At 44.7% G+C, this 24770-nt stretch carries 20 protein-coding genes, 1 tRNA gene and 1 pseudogene; 15 read left to right on the top strand and 7 right to left on the bottom strand.

The window, feature by feature from the left end:
• Window positions 1-241 precede the first annotated feature (241 nt).
• Window positions 242-2014: a DUF885 domain-containing protein gene (locus tag Q4Q52_RS20240; protein ID WP_311991484.1), complete on the top strand. Its 1773-nt coding sequence runs from the start codon at window positions 242-244 to the stop codon at window positions 2012-2014.
• A gap of 249 nt (window positions 2015-2263) precedes the next feature.
• Here the strand turns inward: Q4Q52_RS20240 and Q4Q52_RS20235 are convergent, their stop codons facing one another.
• Window positions 2264-2584, bottom strand: coding sequence for a hypothetical protein (locus tag Q4Q52_RS20235; protein WP_311891780.1), 321 nt, complete (start codon window positions 2582-2584; stop codon window positions 2264-2266).
• A gap of 230 nt (window positions 2585-2814) precedes the next feature.
• Here Q4Q52_RS20235 and Q4Q52_RS20230 point away from each other — a divergent pair, with 230 nt between their 5' ends.
• From Q4Q52_RS20230 to Q4Q52_RS20220, 3 genes are read left to right on the top strand one after another with little or no spacing between them, the layout of a single operon-like run.
• Window positions 2815-3309: a putative 4-hydroxy-4-methyl-2-oxoglutarate aldolase gene (locus Q4Q52_RS20230; RefSeq protein ID WP_106650374.1), complete on the top strand. Its 495-nt coding sequence runs from the start codon at window positions 2815-2817 to the stop codon at window positions 3307-3309.
• 57 nt (window positions 3310-3366) lie between these two features.
• A complete protein-coding gene (locus Q4Q52_RS20225) occupies window positions 3367-5190 on the top strand; it encodes an AsmA family protein (RefSeq protein ID WP_311991483.1) in 1824 nt (607 codons plus the stop codon).
• Complete coding sequence (locus tag Q4Q52_RS20220; protein WP_311991482.1) at window positions 5190-5810, top strand: BsuPI-related putative proteinase inhibitor; 621 nt, start codon at window positions 5190-5192, stop codon at window positions 5808-5810. Before Q4Q52_RS20225 ends, Q4Q52_RS20220 begins: the two co-directional genes overlap by 1 nt.
• Before the next feature lie 141 nt (window positions 5811-5951).
• Here Q4Q52_RS20220 and Q4Q52_RS20215 read toward each other — a convergent pair whose 3' ends face one another.
• Both Q4Q52_RS20215 and gloB read right to left on the bottom strand, forming a co-directional pair.
• Window positions 5952-7499: a LysM peptidoglycan-binding domain-containing protein gene (locus tag Q4Q52_RS20215; protein ID WP_311991481.1), complete on the bottom strand. Its 1548-nt coding sequence runs from the start codon at window positions 7497-7499 to the stop codon at window positions 5952-5954.
• A gap of 232 nt (window positions 7500-7731) precedes the next feature.
• The gene (gene gloB / locus Q4Q52_RS20210) at window positions 7732-8523 is read right to left on the bottom strand and encodes a hydroxyacylglutathione hydrolase (protein WP_311991480.1); all 792 of its coding nucleotides are present in this window, start codon (window positions 8521-8523) and stop codon (window positions 7732-7734) included.
• Between the two features lie 154 nt (window positions 8524-8677).
• On the opposite strand from gloB, the gene Q4Q52_RS20205 reads away from it, so the two are divergent.
• Together Q4Q52_RS20205 and Q4Q52_RS20200 are read left to right on the top strand one after the other, a co-directional pair.
• Window positions 8678-9418, top strand: coding sequence for a class I SAM-dependent methyltransferase (locus Q4Q52_RS20205; protein WP_311991479.1), 741 nt, complete (start codon window positions 8678-8680; stop codon window positions 9416-9418).
• Window positions 9419-9448: 30 nt separating this feature from the next.
• Complete coding sequence (locus tag Q4Q52_RS20200) at window positions 9449-10357, top strand: LysR substrate-binding domain-containing protein (RefSeq protein WP_220592872.1); 909 nt, start codon at window positions 9449-9451, stop codon at window positions 10355-10357.
• A gap of 242 nt (window positions 10358-10599) precedes the next feature.
• Here Q4Q52_RS20200 and rnhA read toward each other — a convergent pair whose 3' ends face one another.
• Window positions 10600-11070: a ribonuclease HI gene (gene rnhA / locus Q4Q52_RS20195; RefSeq protein WP_006081489.1), complete on the bottom strand. Its 471-nt coding sequence runs from the start codon at window positions 11068-11070 to the stop codon at window positions 10600-10602.
• A 70-nt stretch (window positions 11071-11140) separates the two neighbouring features.
• Here rnhA and dnaQ point away from each other — a divergent pair, with 70 nt between their 5' ends.
• The 4 genes from dnaQ (at window position 11141) to Q4Q52_RS20175 (ending at window position 15990) form a co-directional block, all read left to right on the top strand.
• Complete coding sequence (gene dnaQ, locus Q4Q52_RS20190; RefSeq protein WP_106650381.1) at window positions 11141-11869, top strand: DNA polymerase III subunit epsilon; 729 nt, start codon at window positions 11141-11143, stop codon at window positions 11867-11869.
• A 10-nt stretch (window positions 11870-11879) separates the two neighbouring features.
• Window positions 11880-13253, top strand: coding sequence for a TIGR03503 family protein (locus Q4Q52_RS20185; protein WP_311991478.1), 1374 nt, complete (start codon window positions 11880-11882; stop codon window positions 13251-13253).
• Window positions 13254-13646: 393 nt separating this feature from the next.
• A tRNA-Asp gene (locus tag Q4Q52_RS20180) sits at window positions 13647-13723 on the top strand.
• A 275-nt stretch (window positions 13724-13998) separates the two neighbouring features.
• Window positions 13999-15990: a sodium:proton antiporter gene (locus tag Q4Q52_RS20175; protein ID WP_311891772.1), complete on the top strand. Its 1992-nt coding sequence runs from the start codon at window positions 13999-14001 to the stop codon at window positions 15988-15990.
• Window positions 15991-16115: 125 nt separating this feature from the next.
• Here the strand turns inward: Q4Q52_RS20175 and fadE are convergent, their stop codons facing one another.
• A complete protein-coding gene (fadE, locus tag Q4Q52_RS20170) occupies window positions 16116-18563 on the bottom strand; it encodes an acyl-CoA dehydrogenase FadE (protein WP_311991477.1) in 2448 nt (815 codons plus the stop codon).
• 243 nt (window positions 18564-18806) lie between these two features.
• Between fadE and Q4Q52_RS20165 the strand changes: the two genes are divergently transcribed.
• Window positions 18807-19586, top strand: coding sequence for a class II glutamine amidotransferase (locus tag Q4Q52_RS20165; RefSeq protein WP_106650384.1), 780 nt, complete (start codon window positions 18807-18809; stop codon window positions 19584-19586).
• A 267-nt stretch (window positions 19587-19853) separates the two neighbouring features.
• On the opposite strand, the gene Q4Q52_RS20160 is transcribed toward Q4Q52_RS20165, so the two are convergent.
• A complete protein-coding gene (locus tag Q4Q52_RS20160; protein WP_259522742.1) occupies window positions 19854-20645 on the bottom strand; it encodes a DUF3108 domain-containing protein in 792 nt (263 codons plus the stop codon).
• Between the two features lie 216 nt (window positions 20646-20861).
• Window positions 20862-21299 (bottom strand): MGMT family protein, encoded by a 438-nt coding sequence (locus tag Q4Q52_RS20155; protein WP_311987871.1) that lies wholly within the window; start codon window positions 21297-21299, stop codon window positions 20862-20864.
• Window positions 21300-21594: 295 nt separating this feature from the next.
• On the opposite strand from Q4Q52_RS20155, the gene def reads away from it, so the two are divergent.
• The 4 genes and pseudogenes from def to Q4Q52_RS20135 all read left to right on the top strand — a co-directional run.
• Window positions 21595-22086 carry a peptide deformylase gene (gene def / locus Q4Q52_RS20150; protein ID WP_006081499.1) on the top strand — a complete coding sequence of 164 codons (492 nt, stop codon included), beginning with the start codon at window positions 21595-21597 and terminating at the stop codon, window positions 22084-22086.
• 262 nt (window positions 22087-22348) lie between these two features.
• Window positions 22349-23194, top strand: coding sequence for a rhombotarget lipoprotein (gene rhlP / locus Q4Q52_RS20145; protein ID WP_311991476.1), 846 nt, complete (start codon window positions 22349-22351; stop codon window positions 23192-23194).
• A gap of 235 nt (window positions 23195-23429) precedes the next feature.
• Window positions 23430-24056 (top strand): LysE family translocator, encoded by a 627-nt coding sequence (locus Q4Q52_RS20140; protein WP_311991475.1) that lies wholly within the window; start codon window positions 23430-23432, stop codon window positions 24054-24056.
• A gap of 147 nt (window positions 24057-24203) precedes the next feature.
• A pseudogene (locus Q4Q52_RS20135) lies at window positions 24204-24770 on the top strand (transposase); the annotation flags it as partial.

The following is a 24770-nucleotide window of genomic DNA, read 5'->3' as shown; positions in this document are numbered from 1 at the left end:
CAGGTAGCTTGGGTATATCAGGAGGTGAAACAGAATTGGCGATTATCATTATCTGATTTCGTTTGGCAAAGTGGGCATTTTACCTCGAATCTGTGAATGATAAGCGGCATAAATATCGATAACTCACAATTTTGTAACCGTAGATGTATTCACGGCTAACACTGCTGCAATTATTGGGACAATATGATTAACTTAGGTAATTTTTGCATGCCTGTTAAATATCAACAAAGGATCCATAATAATGAAAAAATCCGCTATTTCCCTTGCGATAGTGTTATCGCTGGCCGGCCTTGCTGGTTGTCAATCCCATACGAGTCAAACCAAGCCTGTGGTTGCGGCTGAAGTTAAAGCCCAGTCATTTGAGCAATTTTCAGCCTCCTTTATTGATTCACTGTGGGAGTTATCACCGACGTGGGCCTTATACAGTGGCAAGCATGTTAATGATGGCTACCTTGAAATCCCCGATGCGGCAGGTCGTGCGAAAACACTAGCGTTTGTGAAAGCACAACAAGCCCAATTGACCCAGTTCGAGCAAAAGTCGCTGACGCCAAATGAACTGATTGATTATCATCTGATTGACAATTTACTCGGCAGCATGGCATGGGAAATTGACAGTTTTAAATCTTGGCAGTGGGATCCTTCAAGCTACAACGTATCGGGTGGTTTTGCCCAAATCATCAATGAAAACTTTGCCCCATTAGATGACAGATTACGTTCTGTATTAGCGCGTTTAGAAAATGTACCAGCTTATTATGCAGCCGCGCAGGCAAACATTAGCAAGCCGACATTGGAACATACCGAATTAGCTGTGATGCAAAACCAAGGTGCATTTTCGGTGTTTTCCGATGACTTATTAAAACAGGTCGCCGATTCTGGTCTGACGGCTACAGAAAAAGCGTTATTTAACACACGGTTTGATGCTGCCACTGCCGCAATTAATGGCCATATCGCTTGGTTAGACAAATTAGTGGTTCAACTTAAAAAAGACGGTGCCCGTAGTTTTAGAATTGGCGAGGAGCTATATGAGCAAAAATTTGCCTTTGATATCCAAGCGGGAATGACAGCAAAACAGCTGTATCAAAAAGCCGTGGCCGATAAAGACCGTGTTCAAGGGGAAATGGCAAAAATTACCGATAAGTTATGGCCTAAATATTTTACTACGCCAAAACCTGCTGACAGTAAGCTCGCCATTCGCCAGTTAATCGATAAATTATCGACTCAGCATGTTCAGCGCGATGAATTCGTGAATGAAGTGCGTAAGCAAATTCCAGAGTTAATTGAATTTGTAAATAAGAAAAACTTAGTCACATTAGATCCTAAAAAGCCACTTGTCGTCCGTGAAACGCCGGAATATATGCGTGGTTATGCCGGTGCTTCAATTAGTGCACCAGGACCTTACGATAAATCTGGTAATACTTATTACAACGTGACGCCGCTCGATGGTATGAGTGATGCGTCTGCCGAGAGTTATTTACGTGAATATAATCACTGGATCCTGCAAATCCTCAATATTCATGAAGCTATCCCTGGGCACTACACTCAATTAGTTTACTCGAACCAATCACCGAGTTTAGTGAAAAGTTTATTCGGTAATGGCGCTATGGTCGAAGGCTGGGCGGTATATACCGAACGCATGATGCTCGAAGAAGGTTATGGTAATTTTGAGCCTGAAATGTGGCTGATGTACTACAAGTGGAATTTACGTGTTATCTGTAACACTATTTTGGATTACAGCATCCATGTGAAAGGCATGACCGAAGAGCAAGCCATCGCCCTGATGATGAACGAAGCCTTCCAACAACAGGCAGAAGCCGAAGGCAAGTGGCGCCGCGCCACGCTTAGCCAAGTTCAGCTGACGAGCTACTATTCTGGTTATCGTGAAATCTATGATTTCCGTGACGAATACAAGAAAGCGCAAGGCAAAGATTTTGATCTTAAAACCTTCCACGAACAATTCTTGAGTTACGGCAGCGCGCCAGTGAAATATATTCGTCAATTAATGCAAAACAAATAAGTCTGCCTATTGGTATAAATAAGCAGAGCTCAGGCTCTGCTTTTTTATGCCGAATCGTTGCACACATTACAGTGAGGAAGTGAAACCAACACAGTTACTGATGAAATGAAATCGTTAACACTCAGCAAATAATAGCAAACAGATCCTATTGCCATATAACTGAAAATTTATATATTTTCGTTATATGGCATATGCAGGTGTTAGCCGAATAATTTGATGACTTAATGATAGAGCAGAATAGCGTTATGTTTAATTTTTAGATTTAGATGATGTCATCAGCGCTAAGACTTCATCGTAAGAAATGTTAAATTCTCTCGACAAGTTAATGATTTTTGTTTTGTAGGTTTGAATGTTTTCTTGCTGAGCTAATTGATGTTTCTTTTCTTCAACTAACTCGTTAACTGTTTCTTGTAATATCAATAATCGACGTAAACTATAGTCGAGGGATTTAATATATTTACCCATTTGTTGCTTGTTACGTGCTTGCTCAAGATCCGTTGAGACTTTTTTATCATATCCATATTCATCAAGAGCCGCGATTGCGCTCTGTAAATCAATATCAGTAGTCATTTGGTTTTCGCTTTATAACAAAGAGGTGTGAGAACAGATTGATGAAACATTCTTATGAAACATTAACAGGTGTCATAGGACGTTAACTATCGCAGATTATAGTGCCTATGCCAATATACACCAAGCGTTTGCTGGTTAAAATTAAATAAAAAATGCTGATTTTGGCTTTGCCCTTGTCGGGGTCTACAATTATGGTTAGTCTAAAGTGATAGGCTATTATGGAGATTCAAATGCTTGATCTACTACCAGATTTATTTGACCACTATCCGTCTAAATTACAGTTACTTCCCCTCGCATTTAAACCCTATGGCGCTAAGCGGCTGTTTTGGGGCGAGATAGTCACAGTCAAGTGTTTTGAAGATAATTCTAAGGTAAAAGAAATACTTGCACAGGATGGGCATGGTAAAGTTTTGGTTGTCGATGGGGGCGGTTCTCTGCGCCGCGCCTTGTTAGGCGATCTTATCGCGCAAAGCGCACTAGATAATGGCTGGCAAGGGATAGTGATCAATGGATGTGTTCGTGATGTGGCCCGATTAAATACTTTTAGTTTAGGTGTTTATGCCTTAGGTGCCATGCCGATAAAAACCGAGAAGTTAGATCAAGGCCAAATTAACGTTGCTGTCGATATGGGCGGCGTAATGGTTAAGCCCGGTATGATGCTGTATGCCGATGAAAATGGTATTGCAGTAAGTGATGAGATGTTGAACTTTGCATTTTTAAATTAACATTTTTAAATGAATTAGTTGCTTTAAATTCAAGTTGTTTTTGATAAGGATATTTATATGAAATTCATTAAGTGGCTCCTGGCCTTAGTGGTGACGCTCATTCTTTTAGTCACAGTGTATCTCACCGTATTTTTCGACCCTAATGATTTTAAACCTGAAATAGTTGATGCAGTCAAAAAACAAACGGGTCGTGAATTAGTCATCGCTGACGATTTATCCTGGACCTTTTTCCCTGTTATCGGCATTAATTTAGGGGGCGTGTCTTTATCTAATCCTGAAGGCTTTACCCCTAAGGCTATGTTAGAAGTCAACAAAGCCGTTGCCGAAGTGGCATTGATGCCATTGTTTAGTCAGCAAATTGAAATTGCGGAACTGAGTCTTGATGGCGCAACCATTAATTTAGTGACTCGTAAGAATGGCACCAGCAGTTTTGATGGATTAAGTGGTGATAATAGTAAGAAAGCTGCAACGCCAGCGGCCGAAACTTCCTCAAATGCCAAACTGAACGATATTAATATTGGCGGTATTTCAATCACCAATACCCAAATTAATATGATTGACGAAGCGAAAAAGCAAACTCAAGTCTTTACCTTAAAAAGCTTCACCTTAGGTGAATTCGCTTTAGAACAATTTGCGCCCATCGCCTTTGAATTCAGTGCAACTATGCCGGACATGACGGTAAGCAGCGAAGGCAAAGGTGAGCTCAAACTAAGCCGAGACTTTACGCAACTCGTCGTCAATGAACTCAAAATTGACACTGTGGTGGAAGGTGAAAGTATTCCCAATAAGAAACTCGAAACATCGATTAGCGTAGCGACGCAAATCGCGTTAGATAAACAGCAATTGTCCGTCGATATTGCGCAGCTTACCGCGGCGAGCATTACCGCTGCGGGTAAAGTTGGCGTGAATTACGCCACGAAAATTCCGCAAATCAATGCTGATTTTCAAGTCGGCGATATCGATTTAGATACGCTGTTACCTAAAACGGATACCGCTGCCGCAACAGAACAAGCACCCGCTGCCAGCACTCCGGCAGTTGAGCCTGATCTCTCTGCCCTTAAGCAGCTTGATGTAAAACTCAAGTTGACCGTTAAGTCTATTAAGGTCGCTAATCTGTCGACTCAAAATTGGTTGATGGATGTGGGAATTAAAAATGGCGTGTTAGATCTAACGAAACTGAATGCGGATTTATACCAAGGTAAGTTGCTGGTGAGCGCTCAGGTCGATGCACGTCAAGCGGTGGCAAGTTATCAATTCGATAAAAAAGTGACGGGTGTACAAATTCGTCCTTTGTTGAAAGATGCGGCGGATGTGGATTTACTGGCGGGTACGGCCAACTTTGATGTGAAAGGTAAAGGTAAGAGTTTGATCCCTGAGCAGTTAAAGAAAAATCTATTAGCCAATGGCCATTTTGATATTAATGACGGGGCTTTGTACGGGGTTAACATACCGCAGATGATCCGTAGCGCCCAAGCTAAGTTAAAGGGTAACTTATCGCCAGAAACCAAGGAAGAGCGCAAAACCGACTTCTCGAGTCTGACCGGTAGTTTCTCGCTGGATAATGGCGTTGCCACTAACCCAGATCTTGCTATGTCTTCACCTTTATTGCGTTTGGCGGGCAAAGGTACGGCGAATTTATTGACTGAAGCCTTAGACTACAGATTGACGACTAGCCTAGTGAATTCATTAAAAGGTCAGGGCGGTAGCGACAAAGATGCGCTGGCTGGAATTGACATTCCGTTGGCTATTACCGGGACTTTCCAAAAACCTGAATATGCCTTGGATACTAAAGCGTTACTGAATAATCAGTTAAAAGAAGAAACCGACAAAGCTAAGGAAAAATTAAAAGACTCCTTACTGAAAAAACTAGGAGGTTTCTAATGGTTGCTCCAATGCGCTACGCATTGCTTGTTTGCGCGAGTGCTTTTGTCGGCGGGCAACTTGTTGGGTGCTCGGCGCCAGAAGCCGCTGATACGAGTCAGTCTACCAAGGGCGAGACGACAACAGCCGCGGCGGTTCAGCCTGAGATTGTTCGCGCTGCCGATCTGGCGCTCGATGTTTCAGGCCTTAAAAGTACACCGACATTAAAGGTTGAACCTATGATGACTGATGCTTCGCCAGGACTGCTTCGCGGCGAGTTAGCCTTAGAGCCATTTGTGGATTTCAAGCAGCCAGTTAAGGCGACGTTGACTGTGACCAATCCACAAACCTATGCCGTTGGCCTGCGTTACAACTCAGGAATGACGGCAGATTTATGGCTGGTAACGCAGGAGGGCAAACGTCTGTGGGCATGGTCCGATGATATGATGTTTACCCAAGCGTTACGCGATAGCCAATTGGCAGCGGGGAAAGTGATCACCACTTCCTTTAGCATTCCGCCCAAAGCGTTTGCTGGAATACCCGCAGATGGCGCTCGTTTAGAAGCGCATTTTGCCGCTAAAGCATTAGAGTCTGATGCCGTCGTTTTGGCGCCTGTTGTCTTATTACTGACGATGGAATAACGCCGCATCTTATAATAGAGCAGGCTCATAATAGAAAAAGGCAGCAATCCGATAGGGTTGCTGCCTTTTTGTTATCTGTGGATCAATCTTGCTAAGGGTTTATATTGCACTAATCAGTTCGAACTATGAACCTGTCTAGCCTTATGCGTTTAACTTACTTTCATCGACCACTAATTTAATCACTTGGCCTGGTTGCAAATATTGTGATTGCGCTAGGCTATTCCATTCTAATAGCTCGGCCACAGTCACGTTAAATTTGCTGGCGATACGGGCAAGTGAATCACCGGATTTGACCTTATAACTCACAGTGCGAATTTGCGAAGTTTGCTCAAGATTTTTCGGCGCTAAGATCACCAGTTTTTGACCATTTTGTAGCTTGTCACTCTTACCTAATTTGTTCCAAACGCTAAGTTGTTTCACTGTCACTTTATGGGCTTGGGCGATTTCAGAAAGTGTGTCACCAGACTTAACCTGATAGGCAATTTTTGTCGATTCAGCCGCAGCGTGCGATTTCTTTGGCAATTGTTGCTGAGTCGACAGGGCATAGAGCTGTTTGTCTTGTGCATCGACAGGGATAATTAAATGCTTACCAGCAACTATGGTATTGTTTTTCATACCGTTAGCGGCGCGAATTGCATTAATTGTCGTGTGGTGCTGCTTCGCAATCTTGCCAATACTGTCACCGGATTTGATCGTGTAACGTAGCCAACTGATCCTATCCTCGGTTTCTGTTTCGGCGAGCGCTTTCTTAAATTCTTCCGATTTATCAATCGGTAATACTAAAGTGTGCGGCCCCAGTGGCGAAGTGGCCCAACGGTTATAACCTGGATTGAGTTTTTGTAGCTCAAGCGTAGTCATATTGGCCAAACCTGCCGCCATGGCTAAATCAATTTGGCTATCAATATCAACCACTTCAATTGTAGGGTTGTTATCGATTGGCGCTAAAGTGATGCCATATTCATCGGCGTGTTTAATGACTTCAGCCAGCGCCAGTAATTGTGGCACGTAGCGTTCGGTTTCACTGGGTAAATCCAATGACCAAAAGTCGGTTTTTAAGCCTTTTTTCTCATTTCGTTTAATCGCATTGAGCACCCGAGATTCACCCGAGTTATAGGCTGCAATGGCATAAAGCCAATTGTTATTGGTTTTATCGTAGAGATATTCCAACATGTCGAGCGCCGCTGTTGTTGAAGCGGGCACATCACGGCGACCGTCGTACCACCAGTTCATTTCTAAACCGAAATGGCTGGCCATTGGCGTGGTGAATTGCCACAAACCCGATGCCGCACTGGCCGAAGACGCCGATGGATCAAAGGCGCTTTCAATAATAGGTAATAAAGCTATCTCAATAGGAAGATGACGCTTTTCAAGCTCTTCAACGATCAGGTACATATAAGGTGCAGCTCGCTCTGAGATGATCTCTAGATGCTGCGGATTTTTGATGTACCAATCGCGATATTGATTCACCAATTTTTGATCGGGAACCGGTAACTGCATACCTTGACGAATTCGCTCCCACACATCGGTAATTTGCGCCGACGGAGCCTCGGTTGCGAGGTAATATTCTGGGACTGTATTTTCGGTTGTGACGGCTTCAACTTCTGTCTGATTAACGCCATGGTTGTCTAATGTTTGACATCCTGTGAGTAGGGCAAATCCCCCTACAAAAACATAAAGTGATACTCTCATTGAAAACGGTAGTCCTCTGTTAGTGCATAGCTTTTCTTTATAGTAACAGTATGTTTTATATGAAGATAAAGACGACGCAGCGCGCAAAGTTTTCACGCAAAACGAGCCATTCTATGGGATCTTTTCGATCTTGTCCCTTAATTATCGTACATAATGTAAGGCCATTTTTGATTTACATCATCAAAAATGAGAAAAACTGTTTAAATTTCAATCTACAATATTGCTTTTGTGATCAAAAATTATCTTTCCACTGTCTGAGCAGGGTAAAACTGCTAAGTTCGTCTAAATTGGCATGATTTAGATCGCTAAAATGCTGTTTTATGCTGTCGATAATCTCAATATCGTTGGCGCGTAGAAACGGATTAATGGCGCGCTCTAAAGCGATGGTGGAGGGGATAGTCGCTTTCTCTTGGCGCCGCAACTGTATGGCGCGTTCGTTATAGTCTTGCAGCGCGCGATTGTTGGGATTGACCGCGAGGGCAAATTTGAGGTTTGAAAGTGTGTACTCATGGGCACAATACACCCGAGTGTCGGCGGGAAGCTGGGCAAGTTGCTGCAATGAGTCGAGCATTTGCGCTGGCGTCCCTTCAAATAAGCGTCCGCAGCCGCCGCTAAAGAGGGTGTCACCACAAAATAAGGCATCTTCAATAACGTAGGCAATATGTCCTGCTGTGTGCCCTGGAACAGCTAAAACTTGCAGCTCGCTACTCATATAGTCGAGTGTTAATCTGGGCTGCGCTGCTGCGTGCAGTGGATGGGTGATGCCTTTAATCTTCTCATTGTCTGGGCCAAAGACCGTGAGCCTGTCTTGACTGTAGGCTTGAAGTTCAGCGACGCCACCCGTATGGTCATTGTGGTGGTGGGTCAGTAAAATGCCCGCTAGCGTGAGTTGATTCGCCACTAGATAGTCAATAACTACATTCGCATCACCGGGATCGACAACATAAACCTGTGTTTGCGGCTGTTGTTGTAACACCCAGATATAATTGTCATTAAAGGCTTTAATCGCTGTTATAGTGAGCATAGAACTGCCTATGTCTGTATTTCAATTTGAAGATAAAGGTATTATCCATAAGTGAACAGCCTTTAGCGACCTTTGCCGCTTTTGCCCTGTGGCAAAATGGCAGTAATTTTTGACCCAATTGGATACTTGTCTACCAAGCTAACGGAGGAACTCTGTGTCGCATTTTAGTACTGAGCTCAAACCCGAACAATGGAGCGACTTGCCCAATGGTGAAGCGCTGCAACAAGCCGTTGCTAAGCAGCTTGAAGATTGGTGGCCAAGAGTCTTTGGTTATCATTTGTTAAAGTTAGGGCCTTTGAGTGCCGAATTATCGAGTATGGCATCGCCAGTGGCCCATCATTTTTCACTCTCGTCATCTCAAGGCGCCTCAATTGAAGGTGATTTTTGCCATTTACCCCTGCAAAATGCGGCGATAGATGCTGTGGTCATGAGTCTATTACTCGAATTTGAATCCGATCCTTACCGTATTCTTCGTGAAACCGATCGGGTACTCATCGCCGGAGGCTATCTTTTTATCGTCGGTTTTAATCCCTTGAGTCCGGTATTTTTGGGTAAGTTATGGCCTAAGTATCAGGATTGCCTCCCATGGAATGGCCGCTTCTTTATGCCATCAAGGGTGCGAGATTGGTTAGGTTTATTGGGTTATCAAGTGGTGGGCGATGAACGTTTGGTCTATCACCCTTTAATGGGCGATTTCACCCAAGGCAAATTTTTTCAACAGAGTTTAGCGTCATGGCTGCCTAGCGCGGGCAGTTTGTATTTGATTGTGGCACGCAAACTTGAGTCGCCACTCACGCCTATCCGCGATAAACGTAAGGTGCGGCAGACAAATTGGACCACGGCACCGACCGCGGGACGTTCAGGGCATTTATCAGAGCATTCGAAAAACGGATAAGCCTTTTCTATTTTAAGTACAGGTTTTTATATGCGTATCACCCTAAGACAATTGGCGGTATTTGAGGCTGTGGCGCGTAGCGGCCAAGTCGCAAAGGCGGCGGAGCAAGTTAATTTATCACCACCTGCCACTTCTATGGCCTTGGCAGAGTTAGAAAAACAGCTCAATGCCCGCCTATTCGAGCGCATTGGTAATCGATTACAGCTGAACTCGCAGGGTAATTTATTGTTGCCACTGGCGACGGATTTATTGCACCGTGTCGAGCAAATTGAGCAGGCATTTACCTACCATGGTGGCGATTTGGTTGGGCGGTTAAGTATTAGTGCCAGTTCAACCATAGGTAACTATCTGATGGCGAAAGCCGCAGTGGCATTTTGTCAGCAACATACTCAAACCCATGTGGATGTGGCGATTACTAATACTCAAGATGTGATCCAAGCGGTTGCGCAGTTCCGCTCAGAAATGGGTTTTATTGAAGGCCATTGCACTGACAATCGTTTGAGTGTCGAGGCATGGCATAAGGACAGATTACTGGTGTTTTGCCATCCGGCGCATCCTCTAGCTGGGAAAGTCGTTAAACCGGCGAAAGTGAGAGGTCAGTCTTGGGTGCTACGTGAAGAAGGTTCGGGCACTCGTGAGTATTTTGTCAATGCTGCCAATGAGTTGGATATGCAGCCAGAAGCTAAGTTCTGCTTTACTACGCCGGATGCAATTAAACTGGCGGTGAAACAAGGTGCTGGGCTTGGGGTGTTATCTGAGCTGGCGCTGGAGAAAGAAATCAGCCGCAAAGAGTTAGCATTAGTCACGATTGAGGGATTAGTGCTGGAGCGGCAGTTTTATCGTATTACCCATAAGAGTCGTCAGGCGACATCCTTAGGTCAAGCTTTTGTGCAGTTTTGTGAGAATTTTTTCAATATCGCAGGTGTAGAAGTTAAATAAACTTTTTATAGCAATGGCCCTTGTGAACAGTAAGCCTAAGTGATTTGTTTAAAAGGTTAATGTTGACGGTGGGCTTAAACGGTGAGATTAATCGCAAAATAAATCGTCATGCCTAAGTGTTTAGCTTAGGCGTGATGGCATCGAACTCACTTTTCTAATTCAGTTTTCTAACTTACTTTCGAATTTAGCTCGTATGAACTGGGGTTGTTCAAACTTAGCTCATTTAAGTAAGGGTCACAGAGTTAAGGCTGGTAGCCTAAGTCGGGTTGGGTTGGTTTAGATTCCGCCGCAGTGCGAGCTAACACGTCGCAACGTTCGTTTTCGGCGTGTCCTGCGTGGCCTTTAACCCATTGCCAGTCGATAGTGTGCATCTGTGAGGCTTTATCTAATCGTTTCCATAGATCAACGTTTTTCACTGGGGTACGGTTTGATGTCATCCAGCCTTTTTTCTTCCAGCCATGGATCCACGTCATTATGCCTTGGCGCATATACTGACTGTCGCTGGTGAGCACGACTTGGCAAGGCTCTTTCAAGCTTTCTAACGCTATGATGGGAGCTAATAACTCCATGCGATTATTGGTCGTGAGCGCAAAACCGTCGGACATCTCCTTTGTATGGCCTTTATAATTCATTACAATGCCATAGCCGCCAGGACCGGGATTGCCTAAGCAAGAACCGTCGGTGAAGATGTGGATCAGTTTTAGTTCAGTCATCAAATTGTTACCATAGCCGGGAATTTCGGCCGAGTATAACCAAAAATTGTCATAAGAAGCGCATAAAAACATGAATATTATCTCTAATGCTAGCCGTCAGGTTATTTTGGATACCGAAACCACAGGTATGAACCAGGGCAGCGGCGCCATTTATTTAGGCCATAGGATCATCGAGATAGGTTGCGTGGAAGTGGTGAACCGTCGTTTGACGGGGCGTTATTACCACCAATATATCAATCCTGGGCAAGCAATCGATCCTGAAGCCATCGCCGTTCACGGTATTACTGATGAGCGTGTTTCTAAAGAGCCGCGTTTTCATCAAGTTGCCCAAGAATTTATTAACTTTATCGACGGTGCAGAAATCGTCGCCCATAACGCGAACTTCGACGTGAGCTTTATGGATCATGAGTTTTCACTGTTGCAGCCGCGTGGACCGAAAACCGCTGATATTTGTCAGATCCTCGATACCTTAGAAATTGCTAAGTTCCTGCATCCCGGCCAGAAAAACAATCTCGACGCTCTCTGTAAGCGTTACGGTGTGGATACGTCTCGCCGCGAGTACCACGGCGCTTTACTCGATGCCGAGATCCTCGCCGATGTTTATTTGATCATGACAGGCGGCCAGACAAAGTTTAATTTGTCTAACGAAGAAGCGGGGCAGGAAGCGGGGGGGATCCAACGTTTTGATCCGCAATCACTTAATCTTAAAGTGATCGGCGCATCGGCCGATGAATTGACTATGCATGAACAACGCCTTGATTTAGTCGCAAAATCAGGTAAATGCCTCTGGAGAGGATAGAAAAATCATTATGCCGATGTCGTGCCATAAACTTATTTTAGCGCTTTGCCTTGCTGTCACTACACCGCTTGTGAGTGTGACGTCTGTATTGGCCGCCGACCAAGAGCCTGCCCAAAAAGTTGTTAAGTCGCCTAAGGCTGCCCCGATTGTAGGATTGGAGACGGCCTCAGAGCTTAAAAACCGTTTTCGTATCGACCATATGGTCGATAACATGACGCTGTTAGTTGAGCGTGAATACGGCTCTGCGCCAGTAGTGATAGTATTGCCCGATGGCAGTAAATGGTATGCCAATCGCCATCCCGAATCCGTTAAATGGGTCGATGGTATTACTGGCGATATTATTTACATTGAGTCGCCTATGCCTGGACCTTGGCAGTTGGTGGGTAAAGTCGTCCCAGGTTCGACCCTCAAAAAACTCTCTAAACTCGAAATCGAAGTGCAGCCTTTGCCGCAGCCGATATTCCAAGGTGAGCAAGTTAAAATTGTTGCCCAGTTGATGGGGGATGCCCAGCGTGTGCGCATGCCGGGACTCGACTTTCTGGTGGAGTGGACGGCTCATTTTGTGAGTAAGCACAGGGCCGGCGATGAGAATTTTGCCGCGGGTGACATTATTGTCGGCTCCTATAAAGACAATGGTGAAGATTATGATGAAAAACCTGATGATGGCGTATTTACCAGTAATATCAATGTAAAGCAGCCTTGGGGTGACTATGAGTTTGTGGTGCAGGCACGCAACAACGTGTTTGAGCGGCAGATTTCATTTCCGTTTAGATTATCACCGCGGCCAATTAATTTAGAAGTCATTACCCCAGACGATCCGTTAACAGGGCAATGGAAGATCATGTTGCACGTCGATAGTGCTGTGCTGCAACTGGCTGAAACGCATTTTTCCTTTGAGTTGGTGGGCCCTGCTGGCTTACAACTGCCTTTAACGGTGAATGGCCTTACTGAGCCGGACTCTGAACTAGATTTACCGATTGTGACTGAGTTTGGTAGTTATCGTATTAAAGGTTTTGTAGCAACGACAACGATTACTGGTCGAGAGATTGTGCTGGATTTACCTGAGCTATTTTTCAACTTAATTCAGCCACCAGAGCCACCGCCGAGCGCCGAAGAGTTAGCTGCTGTTGCTGCACAAAAAGCGGCAGAGGAAGAAGAACTTGCAAAGAAAGATGCGATGTTTTGGATCATCACAATCAACACTATCTTATTAGTCTTGGGCGTGGTGGGATTAATTGTGTGGCGTAAACGCCAAAGTCTAGCACAGGCCTTAGCTGCCGCTGAGTCACGTTTATTGGAAGAAGCATCGGCGAATTCAGCTGCAGCGCCTTCGTTAGATGAAATCGATCTCACTATGCCAGATGAAGCGGATAAAGACCGATAGTTCGCAGTCACTTAATGTGTTTGATTAATCACTTTGAACTGCGGCGTTTCAGCGATATTTGGTACATAAATCAAGCTCAACTATTGATTTGGTTTTTTTTTAATCAAATGAAAAATATAAGTAAAAAAACGGTTGACGCCTGCAGGGCTCGACCGTATTATTCTTCGCATCTTAAGCAGAAGCCTTAATAAGTCAGTTTGATTATAGTATTTCTGTATTAGCTTCAGCGGCCTGTCACGCTGAGGTTAGCGGGTTTAAAACTCGTCAGATATTAGATATGGAAGAATTTGGAGCGGTAGTTCAGTTGGTTAGGCTATCGTTTTAACATCAGCGGCCTGTCACGCTTGTGTTAGCGGGTTTAAAACTCGTCAGATGTTTGATATGGAAAAATTTGGAGCGGTAGTTCAGTTGGTTAGAATACCGGCCTGTCACGCCGGGGGTCGCGGGTTCGAGTCCCGTCCGCTCCGCCAAATTAATAAAAAGGCCTTACAGCAATGTAAGGCCTTTTTATTTCTATCTTTTTCATCAAATAATTGCAGCATAAAATCGCTGCAGCTTGCAGTCCATCGCTGTTGCGCCTTGGTTTCACTTAGGTCATGCAGTCTTCGATAAACTTTATAGCGTTTATGCATTTGCTGCTATTGTTAAGCGAAATAGATAATTCCCGAGCCATTATCATGCTCATGTCATCTATTTCATTAAAGATAATGCGAGCTCATTGTTTTCCTCACCTAAAGGATTTTTTATGGTTGAACAAATCACGGGTATGTTAGCGCTGATTGGAGTGTTATCGCTTTTTTGTCAATGGCTTGGTTGGAAACTACGCTTACCGGCAATTTTGCCCTTACTGCTCTGTGGACTCACCCTCGGCCCCGGACTTGGTTTCCTCAATCCCGATGTGATTTTTGGCAATTTACTCTTTCCGATCATTTCTCTCGGGGTTGCCGTGATCTTGTTTGAGGGCGCTTTGACCCTCAACTTTAAAGAAATCAAAGATCATGGTCGTATGGTGACGCATCTTGTGACTATAGGGACAGTGATAACTTGGGCTTGTATCAGCACGGCCACCTTTTATTTACTCGATTTTAGTTGGGAAATAGCACTCCTCTTTGGCGCATTAGTGGTGGTGACGGGACCGACGGTTATCGTGCCTATGCTTAGAAGTGTGCGCCCTAAATCCCAACTTGCCAGTATTTTGCGCTGGGAAGGCATAGTTATCGACCCCATAGGCGCATTGCTGGCGGTATTAGTTTTTGAATACATAACTGTTTCAGGCGATCCCACGACACATGTGCTCTATGCATTAGGCTCTATGCTTTCGCTAGGATTAGGGCTCGGCGCTGCGGCAGGTTACCTCACAGGGCAAATATTAAGACGCAACCTGTTACCACATTATTTGCGCAATACCGCAGTCTTGACCTTAATGCTGGGTATCTTTGTCGGCTCTAACCTATTACAGGAAGAGTCGGGTTTACTGACTGTGACCGTTATGGGCATTTGGCTTGCCAATATGCGCGGTGTGGATATTGCTGAAATCCTCGAATTTAAAGAAACCTTAACCGTACTGTTGATTTCGGCACTGTTTATTTTATTGGCGGCGCGATTAGATTCTAATGCCATGCTCGACTTAGGTTGGGGTGGACTGGGCGTTTTAGCGGTCACTATGTTGCTAGCACGGCCACTGAGTATTTGGGTTTCTGGTATAGGCACCTCTTTATCGAGGGCTGATAAGTGGTTTTTATGCTGGATTGCACCGCGAGGCATTGTCGCTGCGGCGGTATCGTCATTGTTTGCGATTAAGTTAGAAGCCAACAATGTGCAGGGCGCTGATGCGATTGTGCCCTTAGTGTTTTTAATTATTATCGGCACGGTTGTTATCCAAAGTTTAACCGCGGGACGTTGGGCGCGATTCCTAGGTGTCAAAGCCGATTCTGCCCAAGGTCTATTGATTTTCGGTGCTTCTAAATTTTCCCGTGAGTTAGCTAAAATCTTAAAAGCCAAGGATATCAAAGTGCTATTGGCTGATAATAACTGGGATAACATACGCCTCGCACGTATGGATAATATCCCAGTGTATTTTGGTAATCCCGCATCGGAACATGCTGAAACCTATATGGATTTAACGGGGATTGGCCGCGTGTTGATCATTTCGCCTTATCGACAATTGAACCCTTTAGTGAGTTTCCATTTTCAAGATTTCTTTGGCACTAAGAAGGTCTTTGGCTTAAATAATACCGAGGTCGGCAGTGCGCGCCACCAGCTCTCAGAAAGTTATAAGCAGCGTTTATGTTTGTTTGGTGATGCCGTGTCCTATGCCAAGATAGCAAGCCTAATGGCGAGAGGCGCTCAGCTTAAAGTGACCAATTTAACTGAAAACTTCAGCTTTGAGCATTTCCGTAAGCGTTACGGTGAAACGGCTATGCCACTGGTTTATTTAACCAAGGAAGGTAAGGTCGTTGTAGTGTCTGGCAACGATACTGTGTTCCCGAATGGTATTGAGCTCATTAGCCTGCTACCGATTGAAGCCTTAGAAGAAGCCAAAGTACAGCAAGCGATTGCAGAGCGAGAAGCACAGGAAGCCCAAGAGAAAGCCGCAGCAGAAGCCGCTTTAGCGAAGATAAAAGCGGATGAAGAGGCTGAACAATTAAGGCTTGTACAGGCTGAAGCTAAAGTGGCTATTGAGGATAATACCGCTGATCCACTTCAAGCTGAAGATGAGACTTTAGTGAAGAGTTAACCTAGGCTGTGATTGGTATTAGACTCCACTCAGTGATGGAGTAGTTTGAATTGTCATTGGGTCAAGGCATTAAAAAAGGAGGCTAATTAGCCTCCTTTTTGTTGGTTTAAATCTTACGGAGTGGATTACGCTGCGCGTTCCTGTGAAGTGGTTGAAACCACTTCTGGACGCAGTTCAGCTGGGTCAAAGTCATCAACGTTGATTGACTTCATACGACCGATTTCCGCTCTTTCTAGCAAGTTAACTTCATCGTCGCTTAGCACGCCCAGTGCTTTACCTTCAGCGGCTACTTTATCTAACCACATGAAGGGTAGACGTTTACCGCTCGCCTTACAGACTTTGTCATGTAGCGGCTCAGACGCGATGATGTCCAGTAGCGTTTGTTCTTGGATCCCCACAGCATTGTGCTCAGAGTTAGTCCAGAACTGGCCTTTACCTAGACGGTCACGGCTTTCACACGGTGTTTGCATGATCTTAGCAACTTTATGATCTAACACATCGCTTGGGCGTTTCAGTGGACGACCGAATGGGAACATCACCACGCGTAATGCGCCGCCAAGACCCATAGGGAAGTTATCCAGCAAATCGTCTAACGAGGCTTGTAACTTGTACAGCGCATCTTCAACCGCCCATTGCACTAATGGTAAGTCGTCGGTTTGGCGGCCTTCATCTTCATAGCGTTTCAGCGTGGCTGATGCCAGATACAGTTGGCTCAGTAAGTCACCTAAACGGGCAGAGATACGCTCTTTACGTTTAAGGTTGCCGCCCAAGGTTGCCATGGCTAAGTCAGAAAGCAGGGCAAGGTTGGCACTGAAACGGTTCATCTGTTGATAGTAACGTTTGGTTTTATCTGAATAAGGCGCGTTAGAGAAACGGCTTGATGTCAGACCTAACCAGAAGCTACGGATGAAGTTACTGGTCGCAAAACCAATGTGACCAAAGATGGCTGCATCGAAGTTAGCTAAACCTTGACCCGATTCGGTATCAAATGCTGACTCCATTTCTGCCAGTACGTAAGGATGGCAACGAATTGCGCCTTGGCCGTAGATGATCATAGAACGGGTCAGGATGTTTGCGCCTTCAACGGTAATCGCGATAGGCGCAGCTTGGTAGCCGCGACCTAAATAGTTGTTGGGGCCAAGACACACGCCTTTACCACCATGAATATCCATGGCATCGATAACGCATTTCTGCATACGATCCGTCAGGTGATATTTCACAATTGCAGAGATAACCGACGGTTTTTCACCTAAGTCGATACCTGTGGTGGTCAACGTTGTCACTGCATCCATCAGATAGGCGTTACCGCCGATGCGTGCCATTGGCTCTTCGATACCTTCAAGCTTACCGATAGGCAATTTGAACTGACGACGAATACGAGCATAAGCCCCTGTTGCCAGCGCTGCAGTTTTCACACCACCTGCTGAGTTTGATGGCAGCGTGATACCACGACCCACTGATAAACATTCCACCAGCATGCGCCAGCCTTGACCTGCCATTTTCGGGCCGCCAATGATGAAGCTTAATGGCACGAATACTTCGTTGCCGCGAGTCGGACCGTTTTGGAACATGCAGTTGAGCGGGAAGTGACGACGACCCGTTTCTACTCCTTCCACATCGGTAGGGATCAAAGCACAAGTAATGCCGAGTTCTTCTTTATCGCCAAGTAGATGCTCTGGATCGCGCAGTTTAAAGGCGAGGCCTAATACTGTCGCGACAGGCGCTAAGGTTATGTAACGTTTGTTCCAGGTCAGTTTCATACCCAGAACTTCTTCACCTTCCCATTGGCCTTTACACACGATACCAAAGTCAGGAATCGAGCCTGCATCGCTACCAGCTTCTGGGCTGGTCAGTGCGAAACAAGGCACTTCTAACCCTTTAGCTAAACGCGGTAAATAATGGTTTTGTTGCTCTGGTGTGCCGTAATGTTGCAGCAGCTCTCCAGGGCCTAAAGAGTTAGGCACACCAACAGTTGATGCCAACTCGCTGCTTAATCCCGCCAGTTTTTGTAACACACGAGATTGGGCATAAGCCGAATATTCTAAACCGCCGTATTTTTTCTTAATGATCATGGCGAAGAAGCCGTGATCTTTCAGATATTGCCATACTTCAGCGGGTAAATCAGCCAGTTGGTGTGATACTTGGTGTTGATTCACCATGCGGCACACTTCTTCAACAGGGCCATCGAGGAAGGCCTGTTCGTCAGCACTTAAACGCGCAGCTGGGTAGTTATGCAGTTTTTTCCAGTTCGGGTTACCCGCAAACAGATCGGCTTCCCACCAAGTGGTGCCGGCTTCAATCGCTTCTTTCTCAGTTGAAGACATTTCCGGCATGATGCCGCGATAAACCTTCATCAGTGGGCGACTGATCACATTTTGTCTAAATGCACTGATATTTAACGGCAAGGCTACCACAAGGAAAACGATCCAAGAGATAGGGCCGACAACATCGAGTGTCCATCCAGCTGTCATCACAACAGCGGCTGCAATAGTGGCAGTGAGCAAAGATACCCGAAGGTAAGCTAGGGCTCCTAGCACTAAGATCATGGCGATGATCCAAAGTAGGGTAGTCACTGTAATTCTCCTTAAATATGACCGAGTGCCAACCACAGGTCATAGAGTGTTTTGTTGATTGCGATCACAATTATAGTTTGTGGTCAGACCTGTGTCGCATAAAAGTTAAACCTAAGACAATTTTAATACAAGTATTTTTCAAACAATTGTTTAAATTATTTGTCGACTTTGATCATTCCACAAATGTCATCAACTAGTTACAATGCCAACAAGTGGATTTTTGATTGATGATAGGCGAGAAATATGTGCGAGTTACTGGCAATGAGCGCCAATGTGCCAACCGATATTGTGTTTAGTTTTACGGGATTAGCACAACGAGGAGGCGTAACAGGTCCCCACGTGGACGGCTGGGGTATTACGTTTTACGAGGGGAAAGGTAGCCGTACTTTTAAAGATGCTTGCCCGAGTAGCGAATCGCATATTGCAAAATTGATCAAATCCTACCCGATTAAAAGTGAAGTCGTAATAAGCCATATTCGCCAAGCGAATCGCGGCTGCGTGTCTTTAGAGAATACTCATCCTTTTACCCGCGAATTATGGGGACGTTATTGGACCTATGCTCATAATGGCCAATTGACGGACTATCTGCCTAAGTTTAACGTCTCGCGCTATCAGAGCGTTGGTGATACTGACAGCGAACTCGCTTTCTGCTGGATTTTGGAACAAGTTGCCCAGAAGTTTGGCGATGCTAAACCTGAAGATATGTTGGCTGTGTTTCATTATGTCGCGACGTTGGCCGAACAAATCCGTGCCTTAGGTGTGTTCAACATGATATTGAGCGATGGTGAGCACCTGATGAGCTATTGCAGCAATAATTTATGTTACATCACTCGCCGCGCACCGTTTGGCAAAGCGAAACTTATTGATACCGATGTGGTGATTGATTTTGATAAGGAAACTACCGCCCATGATGTGGTGACTGTGATTGCGACGCGTCCATTGACCGAGAATGAACAGTGGCATGTTATGCAGCCGGGTAACTGGAAGCTATTTAGATTAGGCGAGCTGTTAATCGATCTTTGATGTTATCCAACGCATCTTTTAGCAAACAAGGATTAGTGATAGGCCATTAGTAACGAACTTGTTGCAATGAACTGTCAGCTATGAACCATTAGCTATGAGCATTAACCGAACTTAGAGGCTGGCCCTAGGTTCGGTTAAATATTAGCTCGGTTAGATATTGGCTTGGTTAGATATTCATTCGGTTTGGTTTTATCGGTGTGAGTTCAGCTTAGGCTTTGTATCATTGAGCTAAGTTGATTTCCTTAACTTAACTCAATGCTTTGCCAGTTAACCTTCTGTCGTACCGAGCAGTTTTGGTACTTGCGGTTGCTCAGCAATATCTGCAGGCGCGCTTTCTTGGCTCACAACTTCATCGAAGTGATATTTAAGTAACTTAATATCCAGCTGCTTACTGCCTTTTTCAAAATGTGTTAACCGCACGGGCAGGTAGGCTAAGTCTGGCGCCATCCAGAAGAAGGTTTGGCGTTTTTTATTGTCACGCACCACTTCAATTTTGACTGTGTCGTAACTGCCACTGTCGATGTTCATCCGTTCTCTGCCAATCACATGGAACTTGTATTCATCCAGTTCGTTATCTTTGACCATCTTGTAGTCAAGTGCTTCTTTGCCCGCGGCCATATCGAGCCTGAATTGCAATTGCACCATTAATGGATCGAAAATCTCGCCTTCATAGGGGAATTTACCTTTCTCGTCTTTATAACGGGTATGAATAAAGCCCTGCGCTTTGGCGAACGCGGTTTGCTCTGTGTAATTCGGGCCGACACCTTGGCGCTGCTGTAAGTAACGCAAAGGGCTGAGTTGACTATTTTCTTGAGTAAATTCACTCAAGATGTGGCGCACATCGGTTAGCAATAACAGGCTAAGATCGCTGTCAAAACGATACTTATACACCCCATCTTCTGGATTGGGCAGCGTGTATTTGGCTTTACCGAGTTCGATATCCCCATAGTTGACTTGGTATTCGGCTGTCTGCGGCGTGAGCGGCGTCGGCGCGGCTATGGCAAACATACTTTGGGTGAGGGCAGTTAAGCTCACTAATAATGTGGGAATGGTACGCAAAGAATGCTCCTTGGGTCGCAGGTTTTCACCTTGTATCACTACAAAACGCTCAGTAGTGGTTGATAAAAAAGTGTCGAGTAGCATGCTTACTTACACAGTTCAGGTTAAATCAGTTCAGCGTAAATCAAAAATCGGAATCGACTGTTAGCAGGTTATAGCCGAGGCCGACACTTCTGTAAATAGCGATGTAAACAGTTTATGGATCAGTATATTAAACTAAAATGGCATTGCCATGACTAAAGTGACCAGATCGGGACGCCACTGGTACTCAGACAAACTAACTTTGCCGCAGTTCACTGTTATCCCTTCGATTCTTAATAATTCCATCTGTTCCTGAAAGGAGACTGAATTTTTCTCGAAGGAGATTTTACCCTGACTATTGAGTACTCTGTGCCAAGGCAGAGACAAATGCTCGGGTGCCGATTTGAGTGCCTTGGACACATAACGTGCTCGCCCCGGTAATCCCGCATAATCGGCAATTTTGCCATAACTGCTGATTTTCCCCTGCGGGATCATAGCGACGATATGCCAGATTTTTGCCATGGGAGACAAGTCCACCGCTTGGGGCTGGTGACTCGCTAAATCCTGTTCATCTTGGCTATCTTTTTCAAGATAGCGATACAGCGGCGATTTGTCTTTCGGAAACGATGCCATCGAATAGTTGGCCCTCAGCTAAATGCGTGTTCATGCTCAGAGAATCAGTCTTAAAAGGTCACACAGTAAAAGTCGCCCGCGACGAGGTTGGGTTAGTGTAACGGCAAAGTCTGGTTTAGCGGAAGAAGTGAGGGCATTAAGCACTCAATGGATGATGCATTACTCGGTATTTTTTATCGACTATCTCGATTGCTAACAAAATATTTAAACTGTTTTTAGCTTTAATATTGTGTAAATGGTCAAATAGTCCATAATAGCGCCAATTTTTTTGACTCGATGAGAGAAGATAACTGGCATGGCTGTACTCGATATTTTAACCATTCCCGACGAGCGCCTTAAACGTAAAGCGCAACCTGTAAAAGATATTGAAGCTGTTCAGGGATTTATCGATGATTTAATCGAAACCATGTATCACACGGACGATGGTATCGGTTTAGCGGCAACGCAAGTCGGCAGTACGGATGCGATTATCGTGATCGATTTATCTGACGGTCGCGACCAACCTCAAGTGCTGATCAACCCTGAAATCGTCGAAAAGTCTGGCGAGTTTGTGGGTGAAGAAGGCTGTCTGTCGATCCCAGGTTATCGCGCTAAAGTGTCACGTTTTGAAAAAGTTAAAGTGACCGCCTTAGACAGAACTGGCAAAGCTATCGAAATCGAAACCGATGAGTTTTTAGCCATAGTGTTGCAGCACGAAATCGACCATTTGCATGGCAAAGTATTTATCGAACATTTATCCATGTTAAAACAACAGATTGCGCTTAAAAAAGTGCGTAAATACGCTTAAGCCTATTGCATGAAAGCGTGCAAAAAAGTGTATGAGCGCTTTTGAGCGCGTGTTGCACCTCATGACTAGCCGCATTTTATGATGCGGCTTTTTTGTATCTAAAATTGGTATGTAAAACCTGAGTTTGAATGTCTTTGACTTGATATGTGAACATAGCGACTTGTTTTAACAGTAATGAGTGGATAAGGTAGCCAGCAACATCCGCTAGCAATAAATTCAGTAGCATCATTAGCGGCAGTGTATGGATACGGTAGGGAAACAGATGAAACTTAAGATCATAACCAGCGGCATAATCTCACTCGCAATGCTTTCACTGAGTGGTTGTAGTGCCTTTTTTAACGGTAATACCACGGAGAAAAATGCGGTATCGAGTAGCTTAGTCGAATACTTATATCCAGATGAGAAGAGCCGCCAAGCCCAGCAGCCATCCTTACCTGTACTGCGTTTGCCTATTACCGTCGGCATTGCTTTTTTACCTTCATCCCATTGGCAAGCCGATGCCATAGACAGTCGCGCCCAAGTCGCTTTGCTCAACAAGGTGAAACAATCCTTTATTAAATACGATTATATCGATCGTATTGAAATCATTCCGAGCACCTACCTTAAGAATGGCAAAGGCTTTAATACCTTACAGCAAGTTGCCCGCCTGCATGATGTCGATGTGATGGCGCTGGTATCTTATGATCAAATGATGCAAAGCCACGAGAACAAATCGGCCATTCTTTATTGGACTATCGTGGGCATGTATTTAATCCCCGGCAATGAGAATGCAATCCAAACCTTTGTCGATACTGCGGTGTTCGATATGCGCAGCCAAAAGATGTTATTTAGGGCGCCGGGCATAAATCAGTTAACTGAAAGTTCAACCGCTGTTGGCGTGACAACAACTTTAAGGGAGAAATCCTATGAGGGTTTTGAGCTGGCGGTGAACGATATGATAGTCAATTTAGATGATGAACTCGCCCGCTTTAAAACACGGGTTAAAGAAGAGCAGGTTGCCACCATAGAACATAAACAAGGTTACAGCGGCGGTGGCAGCTTATCGCTATTGATACTTTCACTACTGGGGATTTTTGCGTTGCGCCGTTTAACGATTTGCCGTGAATAAAAAAATTAAGTGCCAATTAAGATCGTTAAGAATGAGCAAATTGAAGTTTGCATTGAATCATGACGTGAGCAAAAAGTCTATAAAGTTGAGCACAGGTTTTGGTTACTAACTTAATTGTAGTTAACGTTTTGATTTTATTTTTATTTTTAAAGTGGTTTGCAGAGGCTGCAGTATTGCGTCGGACACCACTTAAACGGGCGCGATACATTAGCCGTTTAACAAGGAGAAAAATTAAATGGATTTAAATTCACTATTACTGTTTGCAGTTGCTTGCCTTGCTATCAATCTTATCCCTGGACCCGATGTTATCTACATTGTATCTAACACAATGAAAGGGAAAATGATCAGTGGGCTTAAAGCTGCGATGGGTTTAGGTGTGGGTTATTTTGTTCACACGCTTGCTGCTAGCTTGGGATTATTTGCCATCATTCTCAGCTCAGCGTTGGCTTTTAGTATTGTGAAGTGGTTGGGCGCCGCGTATCTAGTGTATTTAGGCATTCAAGCGTTAATATCAATGTGGCGTGGCAACAATAAAATTGTGGTCGATGACAATAGCAAACCAAACGGCAACGTATTTTTCCAAGGCATTGTCGTTAGTGTACTTAACCCTAAAGTCGCTTTATTTTTCCTCTCTTTTTTGCCACAGTTTATTGACCCGTTAGCAGGTTCAACGTCAATTCAGCTGTTAACCCTTGGTCTTATTTTCAGTTTGTTAGCGACCCTGTGTAACGTCCTTTATGCGTCGGCAGGAAGTTGGGTATTTAGTCGGCCCAATTCCCAGCGTTATTCCAGAGCCTTAGAGGGGATATCAGGGGTGTTGCTTATTGGCTTGGCCAGTAAAGTCATGACCAGTGATAGATAGTTTTTTCATAAGTTTTCATAAGCCACCCATAGTTTTTCATAAGCAATTTTCGTAAGCCACTCATTCTAATTTAGCGATGACTCCTTTGTGAGTCACCAATTTCGCAACTAGGCTTAGTATCTTTAATCCAGCACAAGGAGTGTGATGATGCCACAGCCAAGGAGAACTCAAATCAGTTTGGAAGATACGCCTTTTTATCACTGTTGTAGTCGAGTCGTTAGGCGTGCCTATTTGTGTGGTGAAGACCATTTCTCTGGTAAAAACTACGACCATAGACGCGAGTGGGTAGAGCAACAACTGCTTAAACTGGCTCAGGTTTTTGCTATTGATGTCGCTGCTTATGCGGTGATGAGCAATCATCTGCACTTGGTACTTTGTGTGGATATTTTCCAAGCCAATCAATGGAGTGATAGAGAAGTGCTTGAGCATTGGCATCAAGTATTTAAAGGCACTGAATTAACACAACAATTTGTCAAAGGGCAAGTTGTTGAAGCCCATGACGTGGTTAACCTTAAACACCATATCGCTCTATACCGCAGTCGCTTAAGTGATATTTCTTGGTTTATGCGCGCCTTAAATGAACCTATCGCCCGTAAAGCAAATCAAGAGGATAACTGCACTGGACGCTTCTGGGAGGGCCGTTTTAAATCCCAAGCCCTACTCGATGAGGCGGCAGTACTCGCATGTATGACTTATGTTGACCTCAACCCTATC

Origin of the sequence: Shewanella sp. SP1S2-4, from assembly GCF_031932075.1 — a bacterium.
In the GTDB taxonomy this organism is placed as follows: Bacteria; Pseudomonadota; Gammaproteobacteria; order Enterobacterales; family Shewanellaceae; genus Shewanella; species Shewanella baltica.
This window is presented reverse-complemented; position numbering and strand designations above follow the sequence as displayed.